A 20,630-nucleotide genomic window follows, 5' to 3' on the forward strand; every position below is an offset into this window, starting at 1 on the left:
AATCACACGTTCCCTAAAAGGATACGAATGTTTTTCGACCTTACGGTTTGAAAACACAAGGTGAAATCAGTTCAAGGCCGGTATAGACTAATGATGAATTCCATTCAACTACATAGCGTATTTATCAATGAGCAGCCAGACGACAAAGTTGTCCAAAAACGATCTCTCAAACCTTAATGCTTTTTGTACTGTTGAGCGGCTACGGAGCTTTACGAATGCGGCTAACGAACTTGGTATTACTACCTCGGCTTTGAGCCACGCAATTAAAAATCTGGAAGAGCGATTAGGCGTAAAACTGCTTAATAGAACCAGTCGCACTGTAGCTCCGACGGATGCTGGTGCGAATTTGGCACGTAGGCTCGATGTGGGCTTTAAGGAGATCGGGTTAGCGCTGGATGATGTAAACCGTTATCGCGACAGACCATTTGGAAAGCTACGGCTGAGCGTACTGACAGACAGTGCCAGGCTTATTCTGGGAAAATACGTCCATCAGTTCTTGGCCAAATACCCAGATGTTCAACTAGAAATATCGGTAAATGATCAGATGGTTGATATTGTTTCTGAGGGGTTTGATGCTGGTATTCGGTTTGGTGGTACGGTTCCCGAAGACTTTGTCGCAGCGAGATTAGGAAATGAGTTGAAATGGGTCACTGTGGCATCACCGAAATATCTATTTAAGCGGCCAGAACTGAACGTACCAGAAGATTTAGTGAATCATACTTGTATTCGTCTGCGTTCCGGGCGAGGTGAAGTCTTTAAGTGGGATTTTCAAAAAGGCGATGAACACCGAGCTATTGAGGTTCAAAGTAATATTTGTGTCAATGAAACAGCATTGTCAGTCGAGTTATCGCTCGCAGGCGTAGGTATTACGTATTGTTTAGAAGAGATCGTTAAAGAACATTTGAAGAGTGGCGAGTTAGTGACCGTTCTTCCGGATTGGTGCACGATCGATCCACCTCTGTACCTGTATTACCCTGGCCATCGACAGGTACCACAAGGTTTAAGAGAGTTAATTGCAACATTACGTGAAGAGATTTCGTTTCACAATAAAATGAGTAGCAATAGATATTGAATTAGATAATTTAATACAATCTGCGTATCGTAAAGAGCATAGCATTGGTGTTTTCCCATACCTGAAGTAATCCCGGTTTTCCTAATTTAGCAAAATCACTGACACACAAATGCCCAGAAACAAGTTACAGCTTCACCATAATCGGTGTGATGTATGTGAAAATGCGGGCCGGTGTAACATCACCGGCCCGTGTGCTTTCTAACTACTTGCGTCGGCCAAACGGCCAACGTCTCATTTTGTCGATTTGATCGGCCGATCTCGTCATGTCCTTATAGGCACGCCCGGCCTGCTTGTTTTGGAGTACCTCCATTTTGTCGGCAATGGCTTTCATCTTCGGGCCATGTCCGGTGTTGTGCAGCCACTGGCCCCAAAAATAGAAGGCCAGCATCACAATGAACATCACTGCGAAGAAACCAAATACCTCCGCAAGGTTTTGGGGTGGAAAGTTAAACTCCATAATCAGTAATCCTTATCTAGTTAGGCCATGCGGCCTTTTTTAACAAAGCTGGCAATCTCACTATTTCGTTCCTGCTGACGTTCCTGGGCAAACGAAACGTAATCCTCAACGTCGAAGGTGTGCTTTTCCGGGTCGCGCTCTTGCCATTCTGCGTGTGCTTGGCGGGCTTCTTCCTGGCCCTCACTGGATAGGCCATCAAAGCCGTCCGTTTGATTCATCCAGCCAGTGCCTCCACCGCCTAAGCTATCGTTGTCAAATGCAGGGGAAGCGGCGTCAGTCGCCCTCCTTGTCGTCGTCATCCCCGTTATCTTTCGTACTGTTTCGGATCGAGCTGGCTAGACGACCTCCAGCAGTTCGGCCAATCCGATCCCCGGCCATATCACCCATACCCTTCATCAAATTTGCACCGGTATCCGCTGCAATACGACCAGCTTTTACAGCGCTGCCTTTAAAGCCGCCACCAGAGGATTCGCCACCGCTAGAAGATTGGCCGGACGCTTGGGAAAATGAGCCAGCTTCATCGGAGTCGCCGCCACCGCTAAATGCTCCGCCCAGGCTCGACATAACGTCAGTATTGTTCGCTACGTTCTCACCTGCTTTTGCAAATGCAGCCTGAATAGCAGACGCACCGCCGGCGGTAGCCATTGCTGCACCAGCAGCCATACCGCCAGTGGCAACAGCCGCTCCAGCCATCGCTCCGGCACTGATACTGCCAGCACCTGCCGCCGCGCCGCCTCCAGGAACCAGGCTGGCGACCACATTGGGAACCGAGTGAATGAGCATCACAAGAACCAGTGAAACGACAAAGATCACCAGCAGTTCACGCATAGGGGCATCATTGGATAGATCGGCATAGAAACCGTCCATGATCGACATGGCAATGCCAATGAGCAACGTCATTGTCATCAACTTCAAAGCAACGCCCAATACACTTTTGAAGTAGTTGATTGCTATATCTGAAGTCCAACGCGAACCACCAAACCCCAGCACGAAGACACCGGCATAGGTCAATATCCAAGCCGTCACCAAGGCCAACAACACATTGGCTGCCACTACCGCCATACAAGCCAAAATTGCCAGCGTGATTAAGAAAATAGACAAGTTATCTATCGGGCTTGTGATGCTGTAGGACTTACCAGCTTTCACAATAATGTCGAACGCAATACTAATAGGCTCTGACGGGGTTAGGTCTCTCGGAAGGCCACCGGCTTGAGCACCAATCATTCTCAACGAGTCGATGATAGACGTCGCAAAGTCTGGGCCGTTTCTGAGCAACCAGAGAAAGAAACCAAACGTCAAGATGAAGCGCACGAACTCGGCAAAGAACTCCCTTATATCCGCTTGTTTAAGGATTAAGGTCCCGCCAGTCCAAACAAGGGATATAGTACCCAGCGTCCAGAACAGCCAGGCAGCATAGTTTGTAATTACCGTGCCCCAAGTAGCACTGGCCGTCATGAAACGCACGGCCACTTCATCCAAGACACCATTAGGCTCAATGGCCGCTGACGCAGTTTGCGAAGTCAGTAAAACTGCAAGGAGCATCACAAGTCGAATGAATATCTTGCTCATGGTTAGAACCCCTTGTTCTTGGAGCGATCAGTGGGTTCGCCCATATCCCAAAGACAGTTCCCTTCTTCCCTCTGCTCTTTCGTCAAGCTTGGGTTGTCACAGTTGATCGTTGCAGGCTTAGGCCCGTCATCTTCACCGCACCCCACCAGAACGAAAGAGGCCAACGCGCTAACGATAAAAACACGGGTGATATTCTTCATGATTAGAACCCCCTGTTTTCTGAACGGTCGGTTGGCTCTCCCATATCGAACAACCTTTCACGGGACGCTTGATATTGAGCTTCGCGGTCAGCATCCGCCTGCATTCGAGTGCCAACGGCATTCTGCTGAGCAATCAGCAGGCTACGGATTTGCAGGAGCTGGTTAGCCTGGTTGCTGGCGAGCTGATTGGCGTAGCCAATGGCAGCAAGTTGGCCGTCTGCGCCCTGGGCGGCAGATTGCAGACGCTGGAGCTGCCGCGAGTCGGCTTGCAAGTTGTCTTGCTGCTGCTCCAGCCCTCTGAACAATGCGTCGTTGGCTTTTTTTTGCGACTCAGACGCCAAGCGGCGGTTTTCTTCCATTGCCGCTTGTTCACTCGGCGTACAACCGCCAGAGCCATTAAAACAGGGAGATCCGCGGTAATAGGCCACGTCCTGAAACTTGCCCAGATAAGCATCCAAGCTGCCAAGCTGATTTTTGTAATGCTGAAGAGTATTGGTTGCCTGAACCAGGTCATTGATGGTGGCCTGAGCTTGATCCCAAATGTAAGCAGCCGGAGCCATGGTGTTTTGCAGCTGGTTTTCGTACTGCTGCAGCTGGGTCTGATATTCCTGAATCTGTTTCAGGGTCTGTGCAACGGCCTCCATCGCTGACATGGTGTTCTGCGCCAGGTTGGTGCCATCCACCACGGGAATGCCCGCTTGCACAGGCACAGGAGAGATCAGGGCGACTGAAAAAGCGAGCGCAGCCATTTTAGCCGCTAAAATCGGTTCTCTTTGCATGATTGAGTGCTCTTAGTGTTGTCGTGACCAAGTTGCACTCACCAACCTGTAGCGAGCTACCAGAAATGATGGTGATCGCTACCCCTGCTGAACATCAGCGGTGAATGTGGACCTCTACTGAGATAGCTCGTCACTTACTATCCCGGCGTCCGACCTGCGCGACACCGTTAGAACGCGCGGCCGCATGGTTGTTGAACATCGGTGTCATTGTCCTGGGGAGCGGTTAGGCTTCCCGAGGGTTAATCAAAGAAGGCCCTACAGTGACCGCCCTTTCTTTTGTCTTTTCGCTTTTTTGGCATCCATTTCTGCTCGTAGCCTGGCTTTGCGCCGCTCCTGTTCACTTGGTTTTGGCTGAATGGACGCTCTGCTTGCGCGTTTCTCAAAGCTCAATGCATCAAGCTGAGATAGGGTTTTCAGCCGGTTACGGCGCATTGATGGCGGACACTGGCCGATTGGTGGCACTCCGGCGCGTCTGCTTCGAGCTTTGGCATCGGTTGTGCTCCGGCTCCGGACTAACGACTGGCGGCGTTGTTCCAGGCCAGGATCTGCAAACGTAACCGATAGCTGCCCATCCACAGCCGCACGGATCACTCTTGCCTTAAACTCCGGCGAGCCATTTACAGTAATACGGTTGCCATAACGTTCCATCGCCATTCTGAGCGCACTCTGCACAGCCGCCTGGCCGGACTCTCTGGAAACCTGCAGCCGGTCGCCGTCATCGCGTACAGCGCTGGAGCCAACCCGGTAAATGATGGTGCCCTTTTTGGTGATGCTGTCGATCACCGGCGTATGCCCGGGCTTGGTCTGCCCTTCTCCCCTGAGCGTGTTGCCCTTGAGGCCCTGAGCAGCCTCTCTGGCCCTCAGCGCCGCCAGCGCCTCGGCGTCGCCCTGTTGGGCCTTCTGTTTGAGCCAGTCGGCCCAGGTACGCCGGGCGTTGGCTTCATAAATGGTACTGCGCTCTTGTTGATACTGTTTCTGGATGGCGTCAATGTCCGCTTTCAAAGCACTGCTGGCCTGTGCATAAAGCAGCTTCTTGGTCAGCTTGCCGCTGCCGGTCAGTTTTATGGCTGCCCGCCTCGCTTTGCCTTTGACCTTGGCGCTTTCAAGTCGCCGGTCTTTATGCCGCCTTGCCGCTTCCAGGGCCGCTGTTTTGTTAGCCGTTGCTGTCGCCTGTTCAGCCTTGTATTTGGCGTAAAGTTCGGTGGTATTCACCCGCAGCCGCACCGGATCTTTACGGTACGTCCGGCGGGGGCTTGCCTGTTTCGTTTGCCCTGGCTCGAACGGACCGAAACGTGCTTCCAGCTTCGGCTTGGAGAAATCACGCCCCAGGGAGCTGGCTTTAACCGTTACATCATTGCTGGCCACCACAACCAACCCGTTGCCCCGTGCTTTAAGCTCCAGACCATTAGCACTCATCACCTGGTGCAGCTGGCTCCAGGACTGAGCCGTTTTCAGCTCGTCCAGACACTCGCGCTTGATCCAGCCAATCAGGCTTGTAATGCCCGCATGGCGTTCCATGTCTGCCGCCCGAGCCTCGGCTCCCTGCCGGCGCGGCATGTGGTTATCCTGCTGCAACCCGTAGTCCTGCTCCATGGCCCCGCACAGTTCGGCCAATGCTCGGTGTGAGTAGTAGGGCTCATGAATGATGTTGCGCTTTGGATGGATCTTGTTGATGGCAATATGAACATGCAGATTGTCAGTATCATTGTGAACGGCACTGATGCGCTGATGCTCACCAAAGCCCAGTCCCTCACAAATGCAGTTTTCAATGGCGGCCAGAGTTTTGGCATCTACCTGCTCACCGGGCCGAAAGCTGACAATCAGATGATACGTCTTGTCACTCTTTGCCCTGGTATTGGTAAACTGGGTTGCCAACACTTCGCTGATGGCATCCCTGATTGAATGCGCCTCGCAATTGGTCAACCGCACCTGGCCCAACCGATGCTCCTTGCTCTGTTTGTCGGTGATGTAATTCACCAGCCCGGCAAAGTCGGATTTGCCCTGTGAGCGCATGGCAATGTGTTTGGCAATCATGATTCGGCCCTTGGCCGAAGAATGAACTCCATAAGGTGGCTCATTCGATCCTGATTCGTTTCGATGCGCTGGAGAAGCGCCAGTATCGTATTGGGTCCAAACGCAGCTACCTTGGCGTCATTCATCAGCCAGAGCTTTAACAGCCCACCCAGGCGGCCCAAATCACCATTTACCCTGACCAGCTCACGCACCTGCTCCGCATCGGTTACTCCCTGTATCTGATAACCCTGCCCCACCTCCCGCAGGTAGGTTGACGCACTCAGTCCCGCCCTCCTGGCATTCTCTTCAATCACCGCTCGCTCTTCAGGCAAGCAATACACCTTGATCGGGGTACAGCTCTTCCTGGTTATTTTGTTTTCCTGTGCCTCCATCTTGGTGTCCTCTTTGTGGTCGCCAGCAAAGCGTTATAGCCCCGCAGGGCAGGATGAACATTGAGCACCGCAGGTGCGAATAAGGGCCAGTGAAGAGGCTCCGTCATGCTTGCATGGTGGGACTACTTCACACATCCTGCCCGCACCTCAGCCTTGATTCTTGTATGTATGCCCTGTGCATTTCTCTGCTTTTCTTTGTTTTCATCTGTTTTTTGCTGTGTATTTCTGCCATAACAGCCTGAATGAACGATTAGCCCGACAGTGACAGCGATCCAGTTGTGCTCCAACAGCGGTAAAATAGCGCTCTAGCAGCGTTTTCCTGTAGCGCTGTCATTATGTTCTGCACACTGGAATACACAGCTTTCCACCCGGTATCCTTATTTACTCAGGTCACCGCCCCTCATATGTCAATAAAGCCCGATTTTTGCGCCCCTCAAGTGTCAACAAAATGGGGGTACTGTGAGCAGAATAAAAATAAAAACCTTAAGTTTTAATAAGTTAAATGAGCATAAAGTTTGTAAAAACCCGTTTCATTGACACTTTCAGCATCTACATACGCAACAACACACCGAAGTGCCCTGATCATTTCCTCCCTTCGGTCGGGTTGAACGCCAAGGAATAAGAGTTACTGAGCCGTATGGGCCATTTACCTCCTGGCGTTAAACCTTCGGCCGCAGGCCGTTTAATAAAGCTCGGCAGAGCTTTTCTCCTTAAGGTGTAAACGCTCGCATAAAGCGAGCGGTTATACCGCCTGGATATCCTGAATATCCTGAAGATCCTGCTAAAACGGCAAAAAATCGGGCGGGTGTGCCACGCTTTCGGGCGGGTGCGCCACGTCTTCGGGCGGCTGTACCACGCTATCGGGCGGCTGTGCCACGCGTTACTCTGTTTTCATCAGTGATTTCTATCCCCAATGTGGCCAGCCCAGTAGCATCGAGTCTCAGCCGTCTGCGCCCATCACGCATGGCCTGGCCAGCGACATCATCACCGCACACGGCACGGATCAGGGTATCCATATGCCAGCCTCCAGCTGGAGCGTACTTATGGGTCAGCACATGGCGAGCGACTGCTTGACTGATCCCATGCTTAAGCCTGGTGATAGGTGCTGGCTGATAGTGAAGAGATAAATCATGCTCTAGCAACATAACCAGGGCCACTCCCAGCCGAACACGCCACAAATTACGCTCCCCCCGCGTTAGGGGATCCATTCGAGTCATTTGTGAGGGTATGACATGATCGATCAGGCCACCGATAATGGGGAAATCAAACTGCGGCGTCTCTATAGTGATGGTCGCCGCCCGCAGTTCAGCCAACAGCTTCTCAATCTGGGCAAGGCTGTATTGATGATCGGACATTGTCCGGCGAAGCTTCGCAGGGTCTACCAGAAGCTCCACTCCGCCATCCGACACATCCCGCTTCCGTTCGGCAACGTACAGCATGGATTCCAAAAGGTCGGCATGGCGCTGTCCGAGCCTGCCGGTGACTCGACAGCGACCAAAGCAGGTGTCCATCCATTGTCCCTTGCGTTCTCGGGGACGCTGAGTGGGCTGATAGATCATCACACGCGCCTGTAATGCCGTGCTGGTGGGAGTGACCTTGTTACCAATTGTCATCACCAAGCCCTACCACTGCTTTCGGCTTCACAAACTGCTGCCGCTTTTGGCGCTCCAGAATGGCGGGTTTGAGCACGCCACCTTCATGCCGTCTAAACCAGCGTTCCGAGAATGGCTCACCGTAATTCGCCTTACTCACACCAAAGCGGACAAAGTACCTCCGCTGGTTAGCATCCACGCCCCATTCTTCGGCTTCTCCTGCCGTCATGCCGGCAAGATAGGCTTGCCAACGGATATTATCGACTAACACTGACGAGCCCCGGCTGGCTTGCTGTTGATCGCCACTCCCCATCATGGCAGCTCCTTTGCTTGCATGGTGCAAAAACACAATGGAGCAGTCCGTTTCAGCAGCAATGGCTTCCATTCGACCTATCACCTGCGCCATAGGCCCGCTGGCGTTCTCTTCTTCGATGTGAAAGCGGCGAAGTGTATCCAGAATCAGCAGGCGTCTACCCTCTGCAACCTTCCTGAGGCCGTCGAACCACGCTGAAGACATAATGTCGGGGCACCTGCCAATCAGTGGCTCAATAAGCAACCCATGGGCTACTGCTTGTTGTTGTATGGGCGAGAGGTGTGATCCCAGAACGTGCAATCGGTGATGGATAGCCGCTGTCGGGTCTTCGGCAGGCAGATAGGCCACAGAGCCGGTAACTAGCTCACCAATGCCCAGCAAGTCAGGCCCTCCAGCTATCTGTGCCGCCAATTGAAGAGCCAGCATGGACTTGCCTGCTCCACCAGGTGAAACAATGGCCCCTACGGTTCCCGCAGCCATATTAGGCAATACGTAATCAATAGGCAGCGGCGTTTCGGTAAATGCAGACATGAGATCAAGAGCCACAGCGTTGGCCTCCCATGAAATAACCAGGCCGCATAGCCTGAAGGCCAGATAACTTCCGTTCTTCAATCCATTTCTCAACCTCTTCCAGGTCCCAGGCAACATTTCTGCTGGTTAGCGCAATACGGCGAGGAAATTCACCACGCTGTTCCATGTTGTAAATTGTCCGAGCTGAAAGCGGAATCATCTCCAGAAGTACCCTTTTATTAATAAGTGTTTTATGTGCCACTGTTTGCATTTAATTGCCTCCCAAGACCAGAAGAGACTTTAATACTAACAACAAAAATATTTTTTTAAATAAAAAACAAAATTAAATTTCAACTTTAAAATAAATTTCGATATATCGAAAAACAAAAAAGAAAAAGGCATAAAAAGTTAAGCCAGACATTCTGAATGAAAACAAACATGAGCACTAAGGAAGAAATCATCACATTATTTTTAGCCGCTAAAATTTCTTAAAAAAACAAAAATTAACATAGTAAAAATAAACAGAAATCGTACTAACTGGCACAACAAAGCAAGGTTCGGCACGCCAAGCTGCATGCTTTACCGACAGGAATTTGCTCAAAAAACAGCTGACATAATTTTAGCGGCTAAAATGAAGCTGTTATCCAGTCCTACACGGGTGGCGCGGGGTTAGGTACGATAGCCCCAGTTCAAGAGGGTCTTTGGAGGCATAAGTCATAATGATAGTTTGAACTTTCTAAGTAAAAGAGTCATATTTAGCTGTTGCCTGAGTACTTAATTCCCTTTATAAGCAAGGAAAACGCTGTAGCCCATAAAAATCAGATCCCTCTAGCACATACAAAGGAGTGTTAACAATGATCACCAAAATCCGTATTCGTGGGTATCGGGTATACAAGGACTTCACACTCTGCCCAAACCCTAAAAAGAACATCCTCATAGGTGATAACGACGCTGGTAAGTCCACCCTGATGGAGGCTGTATCATTAGCACTTAACGGTCGAATTCATGGGCGTAATATTCTGGAAGAATTGAATCCGCACTGGTTCAACTCCGAGTTGGTTGATCAATTCGTTGCAGCCCGAAATGCGGGTGATAAGCCATCCTTCCCCGAAATTCTAATTGAACTGTACCTGCATGATGATCCAGAACTCCAGGTGCTGTGTGGGGCGGTTAACACCGACGTACCGACTAATGCTTGTCCCGGTGTGTTCCTAAGGATATTTCCGAATGAGGAATACCAGGATATGTTGGACGAATGGTTAAAGGCCCCAAACGAGCTATTGCCCGTGGAGTACTACATGTACGAGTGGCGCTCGTTTGCAGACTGTGAGTTGGTTAAGCGCCCGAGAGTCCTGTCTGTTGCTACAATTGACTCCCGCACAGTCAAGTCCACAACCGGCGTGGACTACCATTTACGGCAGATCCTAAGCGATCACCTAGATCCCCCTGAAAAGGCGGCAATATCGCTGGATTACCGAAAAATAAAAGCATCGATGACTGAGGGAGCACTTGCGCCGGTCAACGCGCGCATCGCGCAGCTAGGTGCTGCATTGCAAGCCGAACCCATGGCTCTGGCTATGGATCAGACATCCAGGACGTCCTGGGATAGCGCCATTACTCCCCACGTGGATCGTGTGCCATTTGCGATGGCAGGGCTTGGCCAGCAGGCAACTATAAAGATCTCACTAGCTATGAAACGGCATGCAGCTAAGGTGAAGATCGTGATGGTCGAGGAGCCTGAAAATCACCTTTCACATACCAGCCTGAGAATTTTGCTGGACCGTATTGAGTCGCTAGCCTCGGATGAGCAGCAGCTCTTCATCTCGACCCATAGTACCTACGTGTTGAACCGACTTGGACTGGATGCCTTACATCTCCTGAACCGTAATAAAGTATCGAAAATTACTGACCTATCACCAGAAACTGTCCGATATTTCCAGCGACTGCCTGGATACGACACCTTGAGATTGGTTCTGGCCAAAAAGGTGGTACTTGTTGAAGGACCTTCCGACGAAATAATCTTCGAGCGAGTGTTTAAAGATCGATTCGGACATAGTCCAATGGAGGCAGGAGTTGATGTCGTCAGCATGCGTGGCCTTGCCCTCGCGCGTTGCTTGGAGCTATGCCAGGCTATCGACAAACCGGTAGCGGTCATGCGAGACAATGATGGAGTCGAGCCCGAGGAGCTAAGAGAGACTGTTAAGCAGTGGCTGGACGAAAAAAAGCGGCAGCTTTTCATCGGCGCTGTGGCCGATGGACGAACTCTTGAGCCTCAGTTGGTCAAAGCGAATGGAGAGGAACATCTGAGGGAAGTACTAGGAATCGCTGCAAGGGCTTGTTTGAATACCTGGATGACGCGCGAGAAGACCGAAGGAGCGATACGAATCGCCGAGTCAGATAAGCCTTTGACGCCGCCAGAGTATATGAGCGAAGCTGCAGAGTTCATCCAGCATGTCTAACTTCCTTACTTTAGCGGTGGCTGGCGGTCGAAAGACTCAAAGTCTAGTGAATCACTGCCAAGCATTGCCCTCAGAGCGTAAGGTTGCGCTGCTGACGTTCACTCAAACGAACCAACAGGAGGTGAAGGCTAGGCTAACTGCTCAGGCTGGTCATGCGACTGGAGTGGAAGTCATGGGGTGGTACACGTTTCTGCTTAGGCATTTTGCAAAGCCATTTCTGCGCTTCAAGTTTCCCGGTGAGCGAGTCGGGGGCTTCGATTTTGACGGGCGTCCAGGCAGATTTGCGCGAGGCAAAAGTAGGTTCATGACTGCCGACAATAGAATCTTTAGCTGCGAACTAGGCCGGCTTGCTTTTGAATTAATGGAAGCCACACCGGCGCTGCTAAACCGTTTGGAATGCATCTACGACGAAATTCTAATCGACGAGGTTCAGGATCTTGCTAGCTACGATTGGGAGATCTTGCAGTTGCTACTGCATTCCAATATTGAAGTGCGGTTGGTTGGTGATGTGCGTCAGGCGGTTCTCTCCACAAATCCTCGAGGGCGCAAGAACAAGCAGTTTGATTACGCCGCTTCGTTGGAATGGTTCCTAGAGCGCGAGGCAGAAGGCTGCCTAAACATCACCTATGCAACGATTACTTATCGGTGCCGGGAGGAAATTGCGGCATTTTCGGACAGCATTTTTGATGCTAGATGGGCCTTTCCGAGGACCACATCAGAAAACAATGATGAGACAGGGCACGACGGTGTTTACCTAGTGCGTTCCGAGCATGTCTATGAGTACATGGCCCGGTTCAGCCCTCAATGTTTAAGGTACAGTATAAGCTCGGCCAAACATCTGGATCTTCCATTCCAGAATTTCAAAGGGGTTAAGGGTGCCACCTTTGAGCGTGTGCTGATTGCTCCTACCAAAAACATAGAAAACTTCATCAAAAACGGAACACCTTTGGAGTCGACAGCTGCTGCAGCGTTTTACGTTGCAGTCACCCGCGCCAAGCAAAGCCTTGCAATCGTGCTCGACCTGCCAGGGAAGTCTCACCTGCAATACTGGGCTCCCTGATTCCAGCCAACTTCACTAATGGAACGCTAGTGGTTAACCCTGTCAGTCGCTACTGTTCCTTCTTTGGTCATTTAACTTGCTGAAAGAACTAGTTCAGACTCGCCGACCAATCGAGTCTGACTAGTCCTGCGTATTATCTATCAGTCCAGCAGAGTTAGCGGTCTTCAAAAACCCACTCATCAATCATATCCGCCCAGTCCTGCAGCATGGCCGTGCGCTGTTCGCGGTACTCGGCTTTGTTATACACGGCCCTCACCCCCTTCTGTTCGTGGGCCAGACATTTCTCTATCCAGTCAGTGTTGTAACCAGCTTCATGGAGTAAGGTACTTGCTGTACGCCTCAGATCGTGGGGCCCAAACTTGGCCAGGGGCTGCCCTTCTTTCTGAGCCAGTTTATAGGTCAGGTCCAGAACGCGGTTCAGGGTGGCGCTGCTCATGGGCAAGTCGGAGTCGTAGCGGGATGGCAGTATGTAGTCTGAACCACCGGAGAAGGTCTTGAGGGCAATGAGAATGTCCAGGGCCTGGCGGGACAGGAACACCAAATGGGGATTTCGCCGTTTCATCCGCTCTTTGGGAATGGTCCACAACGCTTCGCTGAAGTTAATTTCGCTCCAGGTGGCATTGGTCAGCTCGCTTTTTCGTACCATGGTCAGCAGCAACAGCTTTACCGCTGCCCGAATGGACGGTGAGGTCCCGATCCGCTCAATGTACTGGTACATGAGTTTGATTTCCTCCGGTGACAGGGTGCGGTCCCGGGGTTCAAACCTGGCAATGCTGGAAGGCCTTACCGAATCGGCCGGGTTCTCTACCTTTTGCCCTCGTTCAATGGCCCAGCGGTATACCTGGAGCACAATATCACGGGTATGAACGGCAGTAGCAGGAGCTCCACGGTCTACAATGGCATCGGTCAGCGTTCGCAAGTCTTCATGGGTGATCTCGGTCAGCTTCTGGTTACCGAATTTCGTTTCCAGTTCTCTGGTATACACCGAGCGGCGCATATCCCGGGTGGAGTCCGCCATCTGATAGCCTCTCAGCCATTTCTCCGCCCAGGCACCAAAGGTTTCCGCGTCTTTCACCCGGGCCTTTTTCCGGGCTTTCTCCTTGGCCGGTGATTTGCCATCGGCCACCATGCGCTTGGCTTCATGCAGCTGCTCCCGTGCTTCCGCCAGGGTAATGCCCCCCACACCATAGCGGCCAAAGGTGATCGTCTCCTGTCGTCCATGAATGGAGTAGTTGTAACGGAACGAGACGGTGCCGGCCGGCGTCACGGCCACATAGAGGCCATCCCGGTCGTTCACCTTGTAAAGCTTGTCTCTGGGCTTGAGGTGGCGCAGCTTGGTATCAGTCAGCATGAGTCTGGTCCTTAGTCGATGTTGATACCATGCTGAAAAAGCCTTATGAATTGGCTATTTATTACTTTAAAAACAGTGTGTTATGAAAAGTTGATACCATGTAGTCATAAGGCAAGGCAGCATGGTATTGGCTCTCACTTATGGCATCGCTCACCGATAATACCAAGTTCGATACCACGCTCAAGTTGTGCTTTCCGCTGCCAATTGTTGCCAGATAGTGCAGGCTATAAAAACAAAAAAGCCCATGTAAACATGGGCTTAAGTGTCATTTCATGCCGGTTGGTGCCAGCTGTTACCTAACAGAGTGATTATTCCCACTCAATGGTCGCGGGCGGCTTGCCGGAAATATCGTATACCACGCGGCTGATGCCGTCGATTTCATTAATGATGCGGTTGGACACATGGCCCAGGAAATCGTACGGCAGGTGGGCCCAGTGGGCGGTCATGAAGTCGATGGTTTCCACGGCACGCAGAGACACCACCCAGTCGTACTTGCGGCCATCGCCCATGACGCCAACGGAGCGCACCGGCAGGAACACGGTAAAGGCCTGGCTGACCTTGTTGTACAGGTCGTGCTTGCGCAGCTCTTCAATGAAGATGGCGTCGGCCCGGCGCAGCAGGTCGCAGTATTCCTTCTTCACTTCACCCAGCACCCGCACGCCCAGACCCGGACCCGGGAAGGGGTGACGATAGAGCATGTCGTAGGGCAGACCCAGCTCCAGGCCCACGCGGCGAACTTCGTCTTTAAAGAGTTCGCGCAGCGGCTCAACCAGACCCATCTTCATGTCGTCGGGCAGACCGCCCACGTTGTGGTGAGACTTGATCACATGGGCCTTGCCGGTGGCAGAGGCGGCAGATTCAATCACATCCGGATAGATGGTGCCCTGGGCCAGCCACTTGGCGTTCTTGAGCTTCTTGGACTCTTCGTCGAACACTTCCACAAACACGCGGCCAATGGCCTTGCGCTTGGCTTCCGGCTCGTCGATGCCGGCCAGGGCGGTGAGGAAGCGGTCTTCGGCGTCGGCCTTGATGATGTTCAGGCCGAAGTGGTCGCCGAACATTTCCATCACCTGCTCGCCTTCGTTCAGGCGCAGCAGGCCGTTGTCCACGAATACACAGGTCAGCTTGTCGCCAATGGCACGGTGCACCAGCATGGCCACCACGGAGGAGTCAACACCGCCGGACAGACCCAGAATCACCTCGTCGTCGCCCACCTGCGCCTTGATACGGGCCACGGCGTCTTCAATGATGGAAGCAGGGGTCCACAGGGCTTCACACTGGCAGATATCACGCACGAAGTGCTCCAGCATGCGCGCGCCCTGGCGGGTGTGAGTCACTTCCGGGTGGAACTGCACGCCGTAGAAACGACGGCTTTCGTCGGCCATGGCGGCAAAGGGGCAGCTGCCGGTCTGGGCGACCTTGTCAAAACCTTCGGGCAGGGCCACCACCTTGTCGCCGTGGCTCATCCAGACGTCCAGCAGGGCATTGCCGTTGTCGTCGATGGCGTCTTCAATGTTGGCGAACAGGGCGCAGTCGGCCACGCGCTGCACCTGGGCGTAACCGAATTCACGCTCGTTGGAGCCGGCCACGGCACCACCCAGCTGCTGAGCCATGGTTTGCATGCCGTAGCAAATGCCAAATACCGGCACACCGGCATTAAACACGTATTCCGGCGCCCGCGGGCTGCCTTCCTCGGTGACCGACTCCGGCCCCCCGGACAGAATGATACCGTTCGGATTGAAGTCGCGGATCTGCTCCTCGGTGACGTCCCAGGCCCACAGCTCGCAATACACGCCCAGTTCACGCACACGGCGCGCAATCAGCTGAGTGTATTGTGAGCCGAAGTCCAGGATCAGGATCCGGTTGTCGTGAATATTCTTGGTCATCGTCTTCCTACTCGTTACAAACACCGCCTGTGGGGGGAGCAGGCGGCAATAGAAAAACGGGGGGACCAGCCCCCCGTTCGTCGCGTTCCGGGATTAACCCAACCGGTAGTTGGGCGCTTCCTTGGTAATGGTCACATCGTGCACGTGCGACTCCTGAATGCCCGCGCCGGATATCTTAACAAATTCTGCCTTGGTGCGCAGGTCATCTATGGTGGCACTACCGGTGAGTCCCATGGCACTGCGCAGACCGCCCATCTGCTGATGGATAATTTCCTTCAGTTTGCCCTTGTAGGGCACCCGGCCTTCAATGCCTTCCGGCACCATTTTATCGGCGGCGTTGTCGCTCTGGAAGTAGCGATCGCTGGAGCCCTTGCTCATGGCACCCAGGGAGCCCATGCCACGGTAAGACTTGAACGCGCGGCCCTGGAACAGCTCGATTTCACCGGGAGACTCTTCGGTGCCGGCAAACATGGAGCCCATCATCACACAGTTGGCGCCGGCCGCCAGGGCCTTGGCGATGTCACCGGAGAAACGAATGCCGCCGTCGGCAATCACCGGAATGCCCAGATCCTTGAGTGCTTCCACGGCGTTGGCCACGGCGGTAATTTGCGGCACACCACAACCGGTGACGATACGGGTGGTACAGATGGAGCCGGGACCGATGCCCACCTTCACCGCGCTCACACCCGCTTCGGCCAGGGCCAGGGCGCCGGCGGCGGTGGCCACGTTGCCACCGATGATGGCCAGATCCGGATAGGCGGCACGGGTTTCGCGAATGCGCTGCAGCACACCCTCGGAGTGACCGTGAGAAGAGTCGATCAGCAGCACGTCAAGGCCGGCGGCCACCAGGGCGGCAATGCGCTCTTCGTTGCCGGGTGCGGCGCCCACGGCGGCACCCACGCGCAGGCGGCCCTGAGCATCTTTACAGGCGTTGGGTTTGCTTTCCGCTTTCTGGAAGTCCTTGGCACTGATCATGCCGGCCAGGCGACCGTTGTTTTCTACCACCAGTACCTTTTCAATGCGGTGCTGCTGCATCAGGGCTTCTACCTGATCGCGGCCGGCGCCCACCGGCACGGTAACCAGGCGACTCTTGTCGGTCATGACTTCATGCACGGGCTTGCTCATGTCCTGCACAAAGCGCACGTCACGGCCGGTGATAATGCCCACCAGCTCGCCGTCGGCGGCAATGACCGGGTAGCCGGCAAAGCCGTTCTGCTGAGTCAGTTCACGCACATCGGCAATGGTCATGTCGGGAGTCACGGTGACCGGATCCGACACCATGCCGCTTTCGAATTTCTTGACCTTGCGCACCTGGGCAGCCTGGGCCTCAACGGACATGTTCTTGTGAATAAAACCAATGCCGCCTTCCTGGGCCAGGGCAATGGCCAGATCGGCTTCGGTCACGGTGTCCATGGCAGCGGAGACGATGGGGATGTTAAGATTGATTTCCCGGGTCAGCCGGGTGCGGAGATCCGCCGTGTTGGGCAATACGGTGGAATGAGCTGGGACCAGCAGTACATCATCAAAGGTCAGGGCGTCTTGGGCAATCCTAAGCATCGCAATATTCACCATAAGTTGGGGGGTAAAAATATTGCCAAAGAATTTTAGGCATTCACCCCCTTCGGGTAAAGCGATTTTTTGTTATTTTGGTCGGCAAGACGAAAAATTCTCCCCAAAGCGGTTTATTTTCAAATAAAAATACTCACCAGAGGTGATTTTGCAGCAGGAAAAGTTAACCAATATCTACACCGTCAGCCGCCTTAATCGCCACGCCCGGCTGCTGCTGGAAGGCGACATGGGTGCGGTATGGCTCACCGGTGAAATCTCCAACCTGGTCATGCCGGCCTCGGGCCACTGGTATTTCTCGTTAAAAGACAACCAGTCGCAACTGCGCTGCGCCATGTTTCGCGGCAACAACCGCAGCGTGGGTTTTCGGCCGAAAAACGGCGATCAGGTACTTATCTTCGGCAAAGTTACGCTCTATGAGCCAAGGGGCGACTTTCAGCTGGTAGCCCAGACCCTGGCTCCCGCCGGCGAAGGTTTGCTCAAGCAGCAGTTTGAGGCCCTTAAACAGGCGCTGGCCGCCGAGGGCCTGTTTGCCGCCGAGCGCAAGCGCCCGCTGCCGGCCCACCCAACGCGTATTGGCATTATCAGCTCTCCCACGGGCGCGGCGGTGCACGACATTCTCACCGTGCTGGCCCGCCGGGCGCCGCAGCTGGAGGTGATCCTCTATCCCAGCCAGGTACAGGGTGAAGGCGCCGTGCCCCAGCTCATTCATGCCCTGAATGAGGCCAACCGGCGCAACGAGACCGATCTGCTGCTGCTGGCCCGAGGGGGCGGTTCGCTGGAGGACTTGTGGTGCTTTAACGATGAGCGCCTGGTGCGGGCCATTGCCGCGTCCCGCCTGCCGGTGGTCAGTGCCGTGGGCCACGAGGTGGATGTGAGCCTGAGTGATCTGGTGGCCGACCTGCGCGCCCCTACCCCCTCTGCCGCCGCCGAGCTCATCAGCCAGGACTGCGGCGTGCAGCGGCGCCAGTGGCAACAGGGCGGCCAGCGCCTGGAGCAGGCCATGTTGCGCTGGCTTGCCGACCGGCACAACCGCCTGCAGCAATGGCAGCACCGACTGGAGCGACAGCACCCACGCCAGCGCCTGCAGCAGCAAAGCCAGCAGCTCGACCAGCTGCAGCTGCGCCTGGAGCGGGCGATGAGCCGGCGGTTGGAGCAGGCACAGCAGCGGAGCGAGCAGGCCACACTGCGCCTGATACACCAGCACCCGGGTCAGCGCCTGGTATACAGCGCAGAGCGACTGAACACCCTGGCGCAACGCCTGCACGGAGCCCTGAGTGCCAAACTGAACCGTCTCGAACATAAACTGGCCCTGGCCGGCTCTCGGCTGCACGCCATGAGCCCCCTGGCCACCCTGTCCCGGGGTTATAGCATCACCCTGCACAACAACGGCGTGATCACCAATGCCGGCCAGCTGAAGGAAAATGACGTTATCACCACTCGGCTGGCCCAAGGCGAAGTGGTAAGCCGGGTGGAAGGCGTGACGGCCGAATCAGACTGATTTGGTGTTGAACCCGACCGGCGTTCAGAAACATGAGTATCCGTGATCAGAAAAGAGATGGCCGCCGGCTTTCCCATTAACCTTGGCGTTAATGCACCGCCACCGGCCGTACCGGCAAGGACTCGGTACCGGCATGCATATCATGCTGCAGCCGGTACCGGGCAATCATTTGCTCCAGAACCCGGCATTCCTCCACCAGTTGCAGGCTGGCACTGGCGGCGGCTTCGGCCTGCGCCAGGGTGTCGCCGGAGCTGTCCCGCACGCGCGTGATGTTACGGCTGACCTCGGAGCACACCGCACTTTGTTCATCCGCCGAGGTAGACACCTGGGCATTCAGCTCATTGATGCGCGCCACCTGATCGATAATGGATTGCAGGGAGCCCATGGCATCCTGAGTGCGGGCCACGCTGTCACCGGCCTGACCTTCTGCCTTTTCAATGGCGTGCACCGCCTCCTTGGCTTCGTTCTGCAACAGCCGAATCATGCCGGTGATCTCTTCTGCTGAGTGCTGAGTGCGCAGTGCCAGGGTGCGCACCTCGTCGGCCACCACCGCAAAGCCCCGCCCCGACTCGCCGGCACGCGCCGCCTCTATGGCTGCATTCAGCGCCAGCAGGTTGGTCTGTTCGGCAATGCCCTTGATCATGTCGAGCACCTTGTCCACCTGATCACAACGGCCGTCCAGTTCGCGAATCACTCTGTCGATACGGCCAATTTCGCCGCTCAGGGCCTGAATGCCCATCACCGCCACCCGGGCCTGATCGCTGGCGGTCAGGGCAAAGGCATGGGTTTGCTCCGAGGTCTCTGCGGTCAGTCTGGCGTTCTCCCGCACTTCCCGCGCCGAGGCCTCCATTTCATTGATGGCGGTGGCGATCAGGGCGGTTTCACCGTCCTGAGCCTTGACCGAGGCGTCGGTCTGCTGGGCGGTATGCTGAATTTCTCCGGCGGCGGCATAAATGTTACCGGTCACCCGGCGCACCTCGGCCAGGCTGTGCTGAAAACTGCCAAGCAGGACATTAATGGAGTCTACCAGGCCACCCAGCTCATCCTTGCCGAGCTCGGGCAGGCGCCCGGAGAGATCCCGCTCCTTGGCCACCTGCTGCAGGCGCCGACGAATACCGAGAATGGGTCGCTTTAGGTAAAGATGCTGCACCAGCCACAGTCCTCCCAGCGCCAACAGGAACACCGCCAGCAGCATGGCCGCCAGTTGCAGGTTGTTGTGTTTGATTTGCGCAAAGGTATCGCGCAGATCGTAACTGATGCGTACCGCCCCCATCACGGTGCCTTCCGGCACCTGGTGACACTGCAGGCAGGCGGTACCGCGATATGCTTCATGGGCCCGAAACGGCTTGACCATGGTCAAACTGGGACTGTCCCCCTTCAGGTTCAGCTCCAGCACGGTTTCACCCTGTTCAATGGCACGCCGGTCAAGCTCGTCTTCCACGCCCTGATCCGGTGCCCCCGGGCCAAACACCTCGGTCACCGCGGGTGCGCGGATCACTCGGGCACTTTCAATGCCCTTTTCCTGCTGAATTTTGGACTGTACCAGGCCACGCCGGTGAATGGCCCCGTTTACCATCAGCACATTCAGCTCATCCATATAGAGGTTGGCGGTGGTCTCTATTTTTTCCTCGGCCAGGCTCAGGGCCAGGCCACGCTGCAACTGGGTCGACACGCCATAGCACAACGCAAACACCAAGATGAAGGTCGCCAGCAACGGCAGTAGAATTTTCCAGTTCAGTGAGAGGTTACGCATGTGAGGTGAGTTTTCGTATGGGGCCAATACATTCATTCTAGAGCAATTTCATTTTGGGAAAATGACAATCCAAAGTGCGCTTGATTTGGATCAATAGACTCTTACGAATCTTTAATTCGCACACCAATACATCAGCCGAACTATACTTTGAGTGCTG

Annotated in this window: 18 protein-coding genes; 5 read left to right on the top strand and 13 right to left on the bottom strand. The window is 54.3% G+C overall.

Annotated elements, in window-relative coordinates; translation table 11 throughout:
• Positions 1-127 precede the first annotated feature (127 nt).
• Positions 128-1,072, top strand: coding sequence for a LysR family transcriptional regulator (locus B6S08_RS04180; RefSeq protein WP_094199498.1), 945 nt, complete (start codon positions 128-130; stop codon positions 1,070-1,072).
• 202 nt (positions 1,073-1,274) lie between these two features.
• On the opposite strand, the gene B6S08_RS04185 is transcribed toward B6S08_RS04180, so the two are convergent.
• The 7 genes from B6S08_RS04185 to traJ all read right to left on the bottom strand — a co-directional run bounded on the left by B6S08_RS04185 (position 1,275) and on the right by traJ (position 6,482).
• Entirely contained in the window at positions 1,275-1,529 is a 255-nt protein-coding gene (locus tag B6S08_RS04185) for a hypothetical protein (RefSeq protein WP_094199499.1), read from the bottom strand.
• Positions 1,530-1,549: 20 nt separating this feature from the next.
• The gene (locus B6S08_RS04190; protein WP_211284152.1) at positions 1,550-1,747 is read right to left on the bottom strand and encodes a hypothetical protein; all 198 of its coding nucleotides are present in this window, start codon (positions 1,745-1,747) and stop codon (positions 1,550-1,552) included.
• A 55-nt stretch (positions 1,748-1,802) separates the two neighbouring features.
• Complete coding sequence (gene trbL / locus B6S08_RS04195; RefSeq protein ID WP_094199501.1) at positions 1,803-3,098, bottom strand: P-type conjugative transfer protein TrbL; 1,296 nt, start codon at positions 3,096-3,098, stop codon at positions 1,803-1,805.
• A 2-nt stretch (positions 3,099-3,100) separates the two neighbouring features.
• Entirely contained in the window at positions 3,101-3,298 is a 198-nt protein-coding gene (locus tag B6S08_RS04200) for a hypothetical protein (protein WP_094199502.1), read from the bottom strand.
• A 2-nt stretch (positions 3,299-3,300) separates the two neighbouring features.
• Positions 3,301-4,077, bottom strand: a complete 777-nt coding sequence (trbJ, locus tag B6S08_RS04205; protein ID WP_094199503.1) for a P-type conjugative transfer protein TrbJ — start codon at positions 4,075-4,077, stop codon at positions 3,301-3,303.
• Between the two features lie 255 nt (positions 4,078-4,332).
• A complete protein-coding gene (gene traI, locus B6S08_RS04210; protein WP_094199504.1) occupies positions 4,333-6,111 on the bottom strand; it encodes a TraI/MobA(P) family conjugative relaxase in 1,779 nt (592 codons plus the stop codon).
• On the bottom strand, positions 6,108-6,482 hold the full coding sequence (gene traJ / locus B6S08_RS04215) for a conjugal transfer transcriptional regulator TraJ (RefSeq protein WP_094199505.1): 375 nt from the start codon (positions 6,480-6,482) through the stop codon (positions 6,108-6,110). Before traJ ends, traI begins: the two co-directional genes overlap by 4 nt.
• 1,232 nt (positions 6,483-7,714) lie before the next feature.
• Here traJ and B6S08_RS18675 point away from each other — a divergent pair.
• Entirely contained in the window at positions 7,715-8,056 is a 342-nt protein-coding gene (locus tag B6S08_RS18675) for a hypothetical protein (protein ID WP_169716361.1), read from the top strand.
• 25 nt (positions 8,057-8,081) lie between these two features.
• Here B6S08_RS18675 and B6S08_RS04225 read toward each other — a convergent pair whose 3' ends face one another.
• Together B6S08_RS04225 and B6S08_RS04230 are read right to left on the bottom strand one after the other, a co-directional pair.
• Entirely contained in the window at positions 8,082-8,918 is an 837-nt protein-coding gene (locus B6S08_RS04225; RefSeq protein ID WP_245849806.1) for a helicase RepA family protein, read from the bottom strand.
• A 4-nt stretch (positions 8,919-8,922) separates the two neighbouring features.
• Positions 8,923-9,168, bottom strand: a complete 246-nt coding sequence (locus B6S08_RS04230) for a helix-turn-helix transcriptional regulator (protein WP_094199507.1) — start codon at positions 9,166-9,168, stop codon at positions 8,923-8,925.
• A gap of 583 nt (positions 9,169-9,751) precedes the next feature.
• Here B6S08_RS04230 and B6S08_RS04235 point away from each other — a divergent pair.
• Positions 9,752-11,356: an ATP-dependent nuclease gene (locus tag B6S08_RS04235; RefSeq protein WP_094199508.1), complete on the top strand. Its 1,605-nt coding sequence runs from the start codon at positions 9,752-9,754 to the stop codon at positions 11,354-11,356.
• Entirely contained in the window at positions 11,349-12,416 is a 1,068-nt protein-coding gene (locus tag B6S08_RS04240) for a UvrD-helicase domain-containing protein (RefSeq protein ID WP_094199509.1), read from the top strand. Before B6S08_RS04235 ends, B6S08_RS04240 begins: the two co-directional genes overlap by 8 nt.
• Before the next feature lie 154 nt (positions 12,417-12,570).
• Here the strand turns inward: B6S08_RS04240 and B6S08_RS04245 are convergent, their stop codons facing one another.
• The 3 genes from B6S08_RS04245 to guaB form a co-directional block, all read right to left on the bottom strand.
• Complete coding sequence (locus B6S08_RS04245; protein ID WP_094199510.1) at positions 12,571-13,767, bottom strand: tyrosine-type recombinase/integrase; 1,197 nt, start codon at positions 13,765-13,767, stop codon at positions 12,571-12,573.
• A 308-nt stretch (positions 13,768-14,075) separates the two neighbouring features.
• Positions 14,076-15,653 carry a glutamine-hydrolyzing GMP synthase gene (gene guaA, locus B6S08_RS04250; protein WP_094199511.1) on the bottom strand — a complete coding sequence of 526 codons (1,578 nt, stop codon included), beginning with the start codon at positions 15,651-15,653 and terminating at the stop codon, positions 14,076-14,078.
• A gap of 93 nt (positions 15,654-15,746) precedes the next feature.
• Entirely contained in the window at positions 15,747-17,210 is a 1,464-nt protein-coding gene (gene guaB / locus B6S08_RS04255) for an IMP dehydrogenase (protein WP_094199512.1), read from the bottom strand.
• Between the two features lie 160 nt (positions 17,211-17,370).
• On the opposite strand from guaB, the gene xseA reads away from it, so the two are divergent.
• A complete protein-coding gene (gene xseA / locus B6S08_RS04260) occupies positions 17,371-18,720 on the top strand; it encodes an exodeoxyribonuclease VII large subunit (RefSeq protein ID WP_094199513.1) in 1,350 nt (449 codons plus the stop codon).
• 88 nt (positions 18,721-18,808) lie between these two features.
• Here the strand turns inward: xseA and B6S08_RS04265 are convergent, their stop codons facing one another.
• Complete coding sequence (locus tag B6S08_RS04265; RefSeq protein WP_094199514.1) at positions 18,809-20,473, bottom strand: methyl-accepting chemotaxis protein; 1,665 nt, start codon at positions 20,471-20,473, stop codon at positions 18,809-18,811.
• Between the last annotated feature and the right edge of the window lie 157 nt (positions 20,474-20,630).

The sequence above is a fragment of the Oceanimonas doudoroffii genome, from assembly GCF_002242685.1.
In the GTDB taxonomy this organism is placed as follows: Bacteria; Pseudomonadota; Gammaproteobacteria; order Enterobacterales; family Aeromonadaceae; genus Oceanimonas; species Oceanimonas doudoroffii.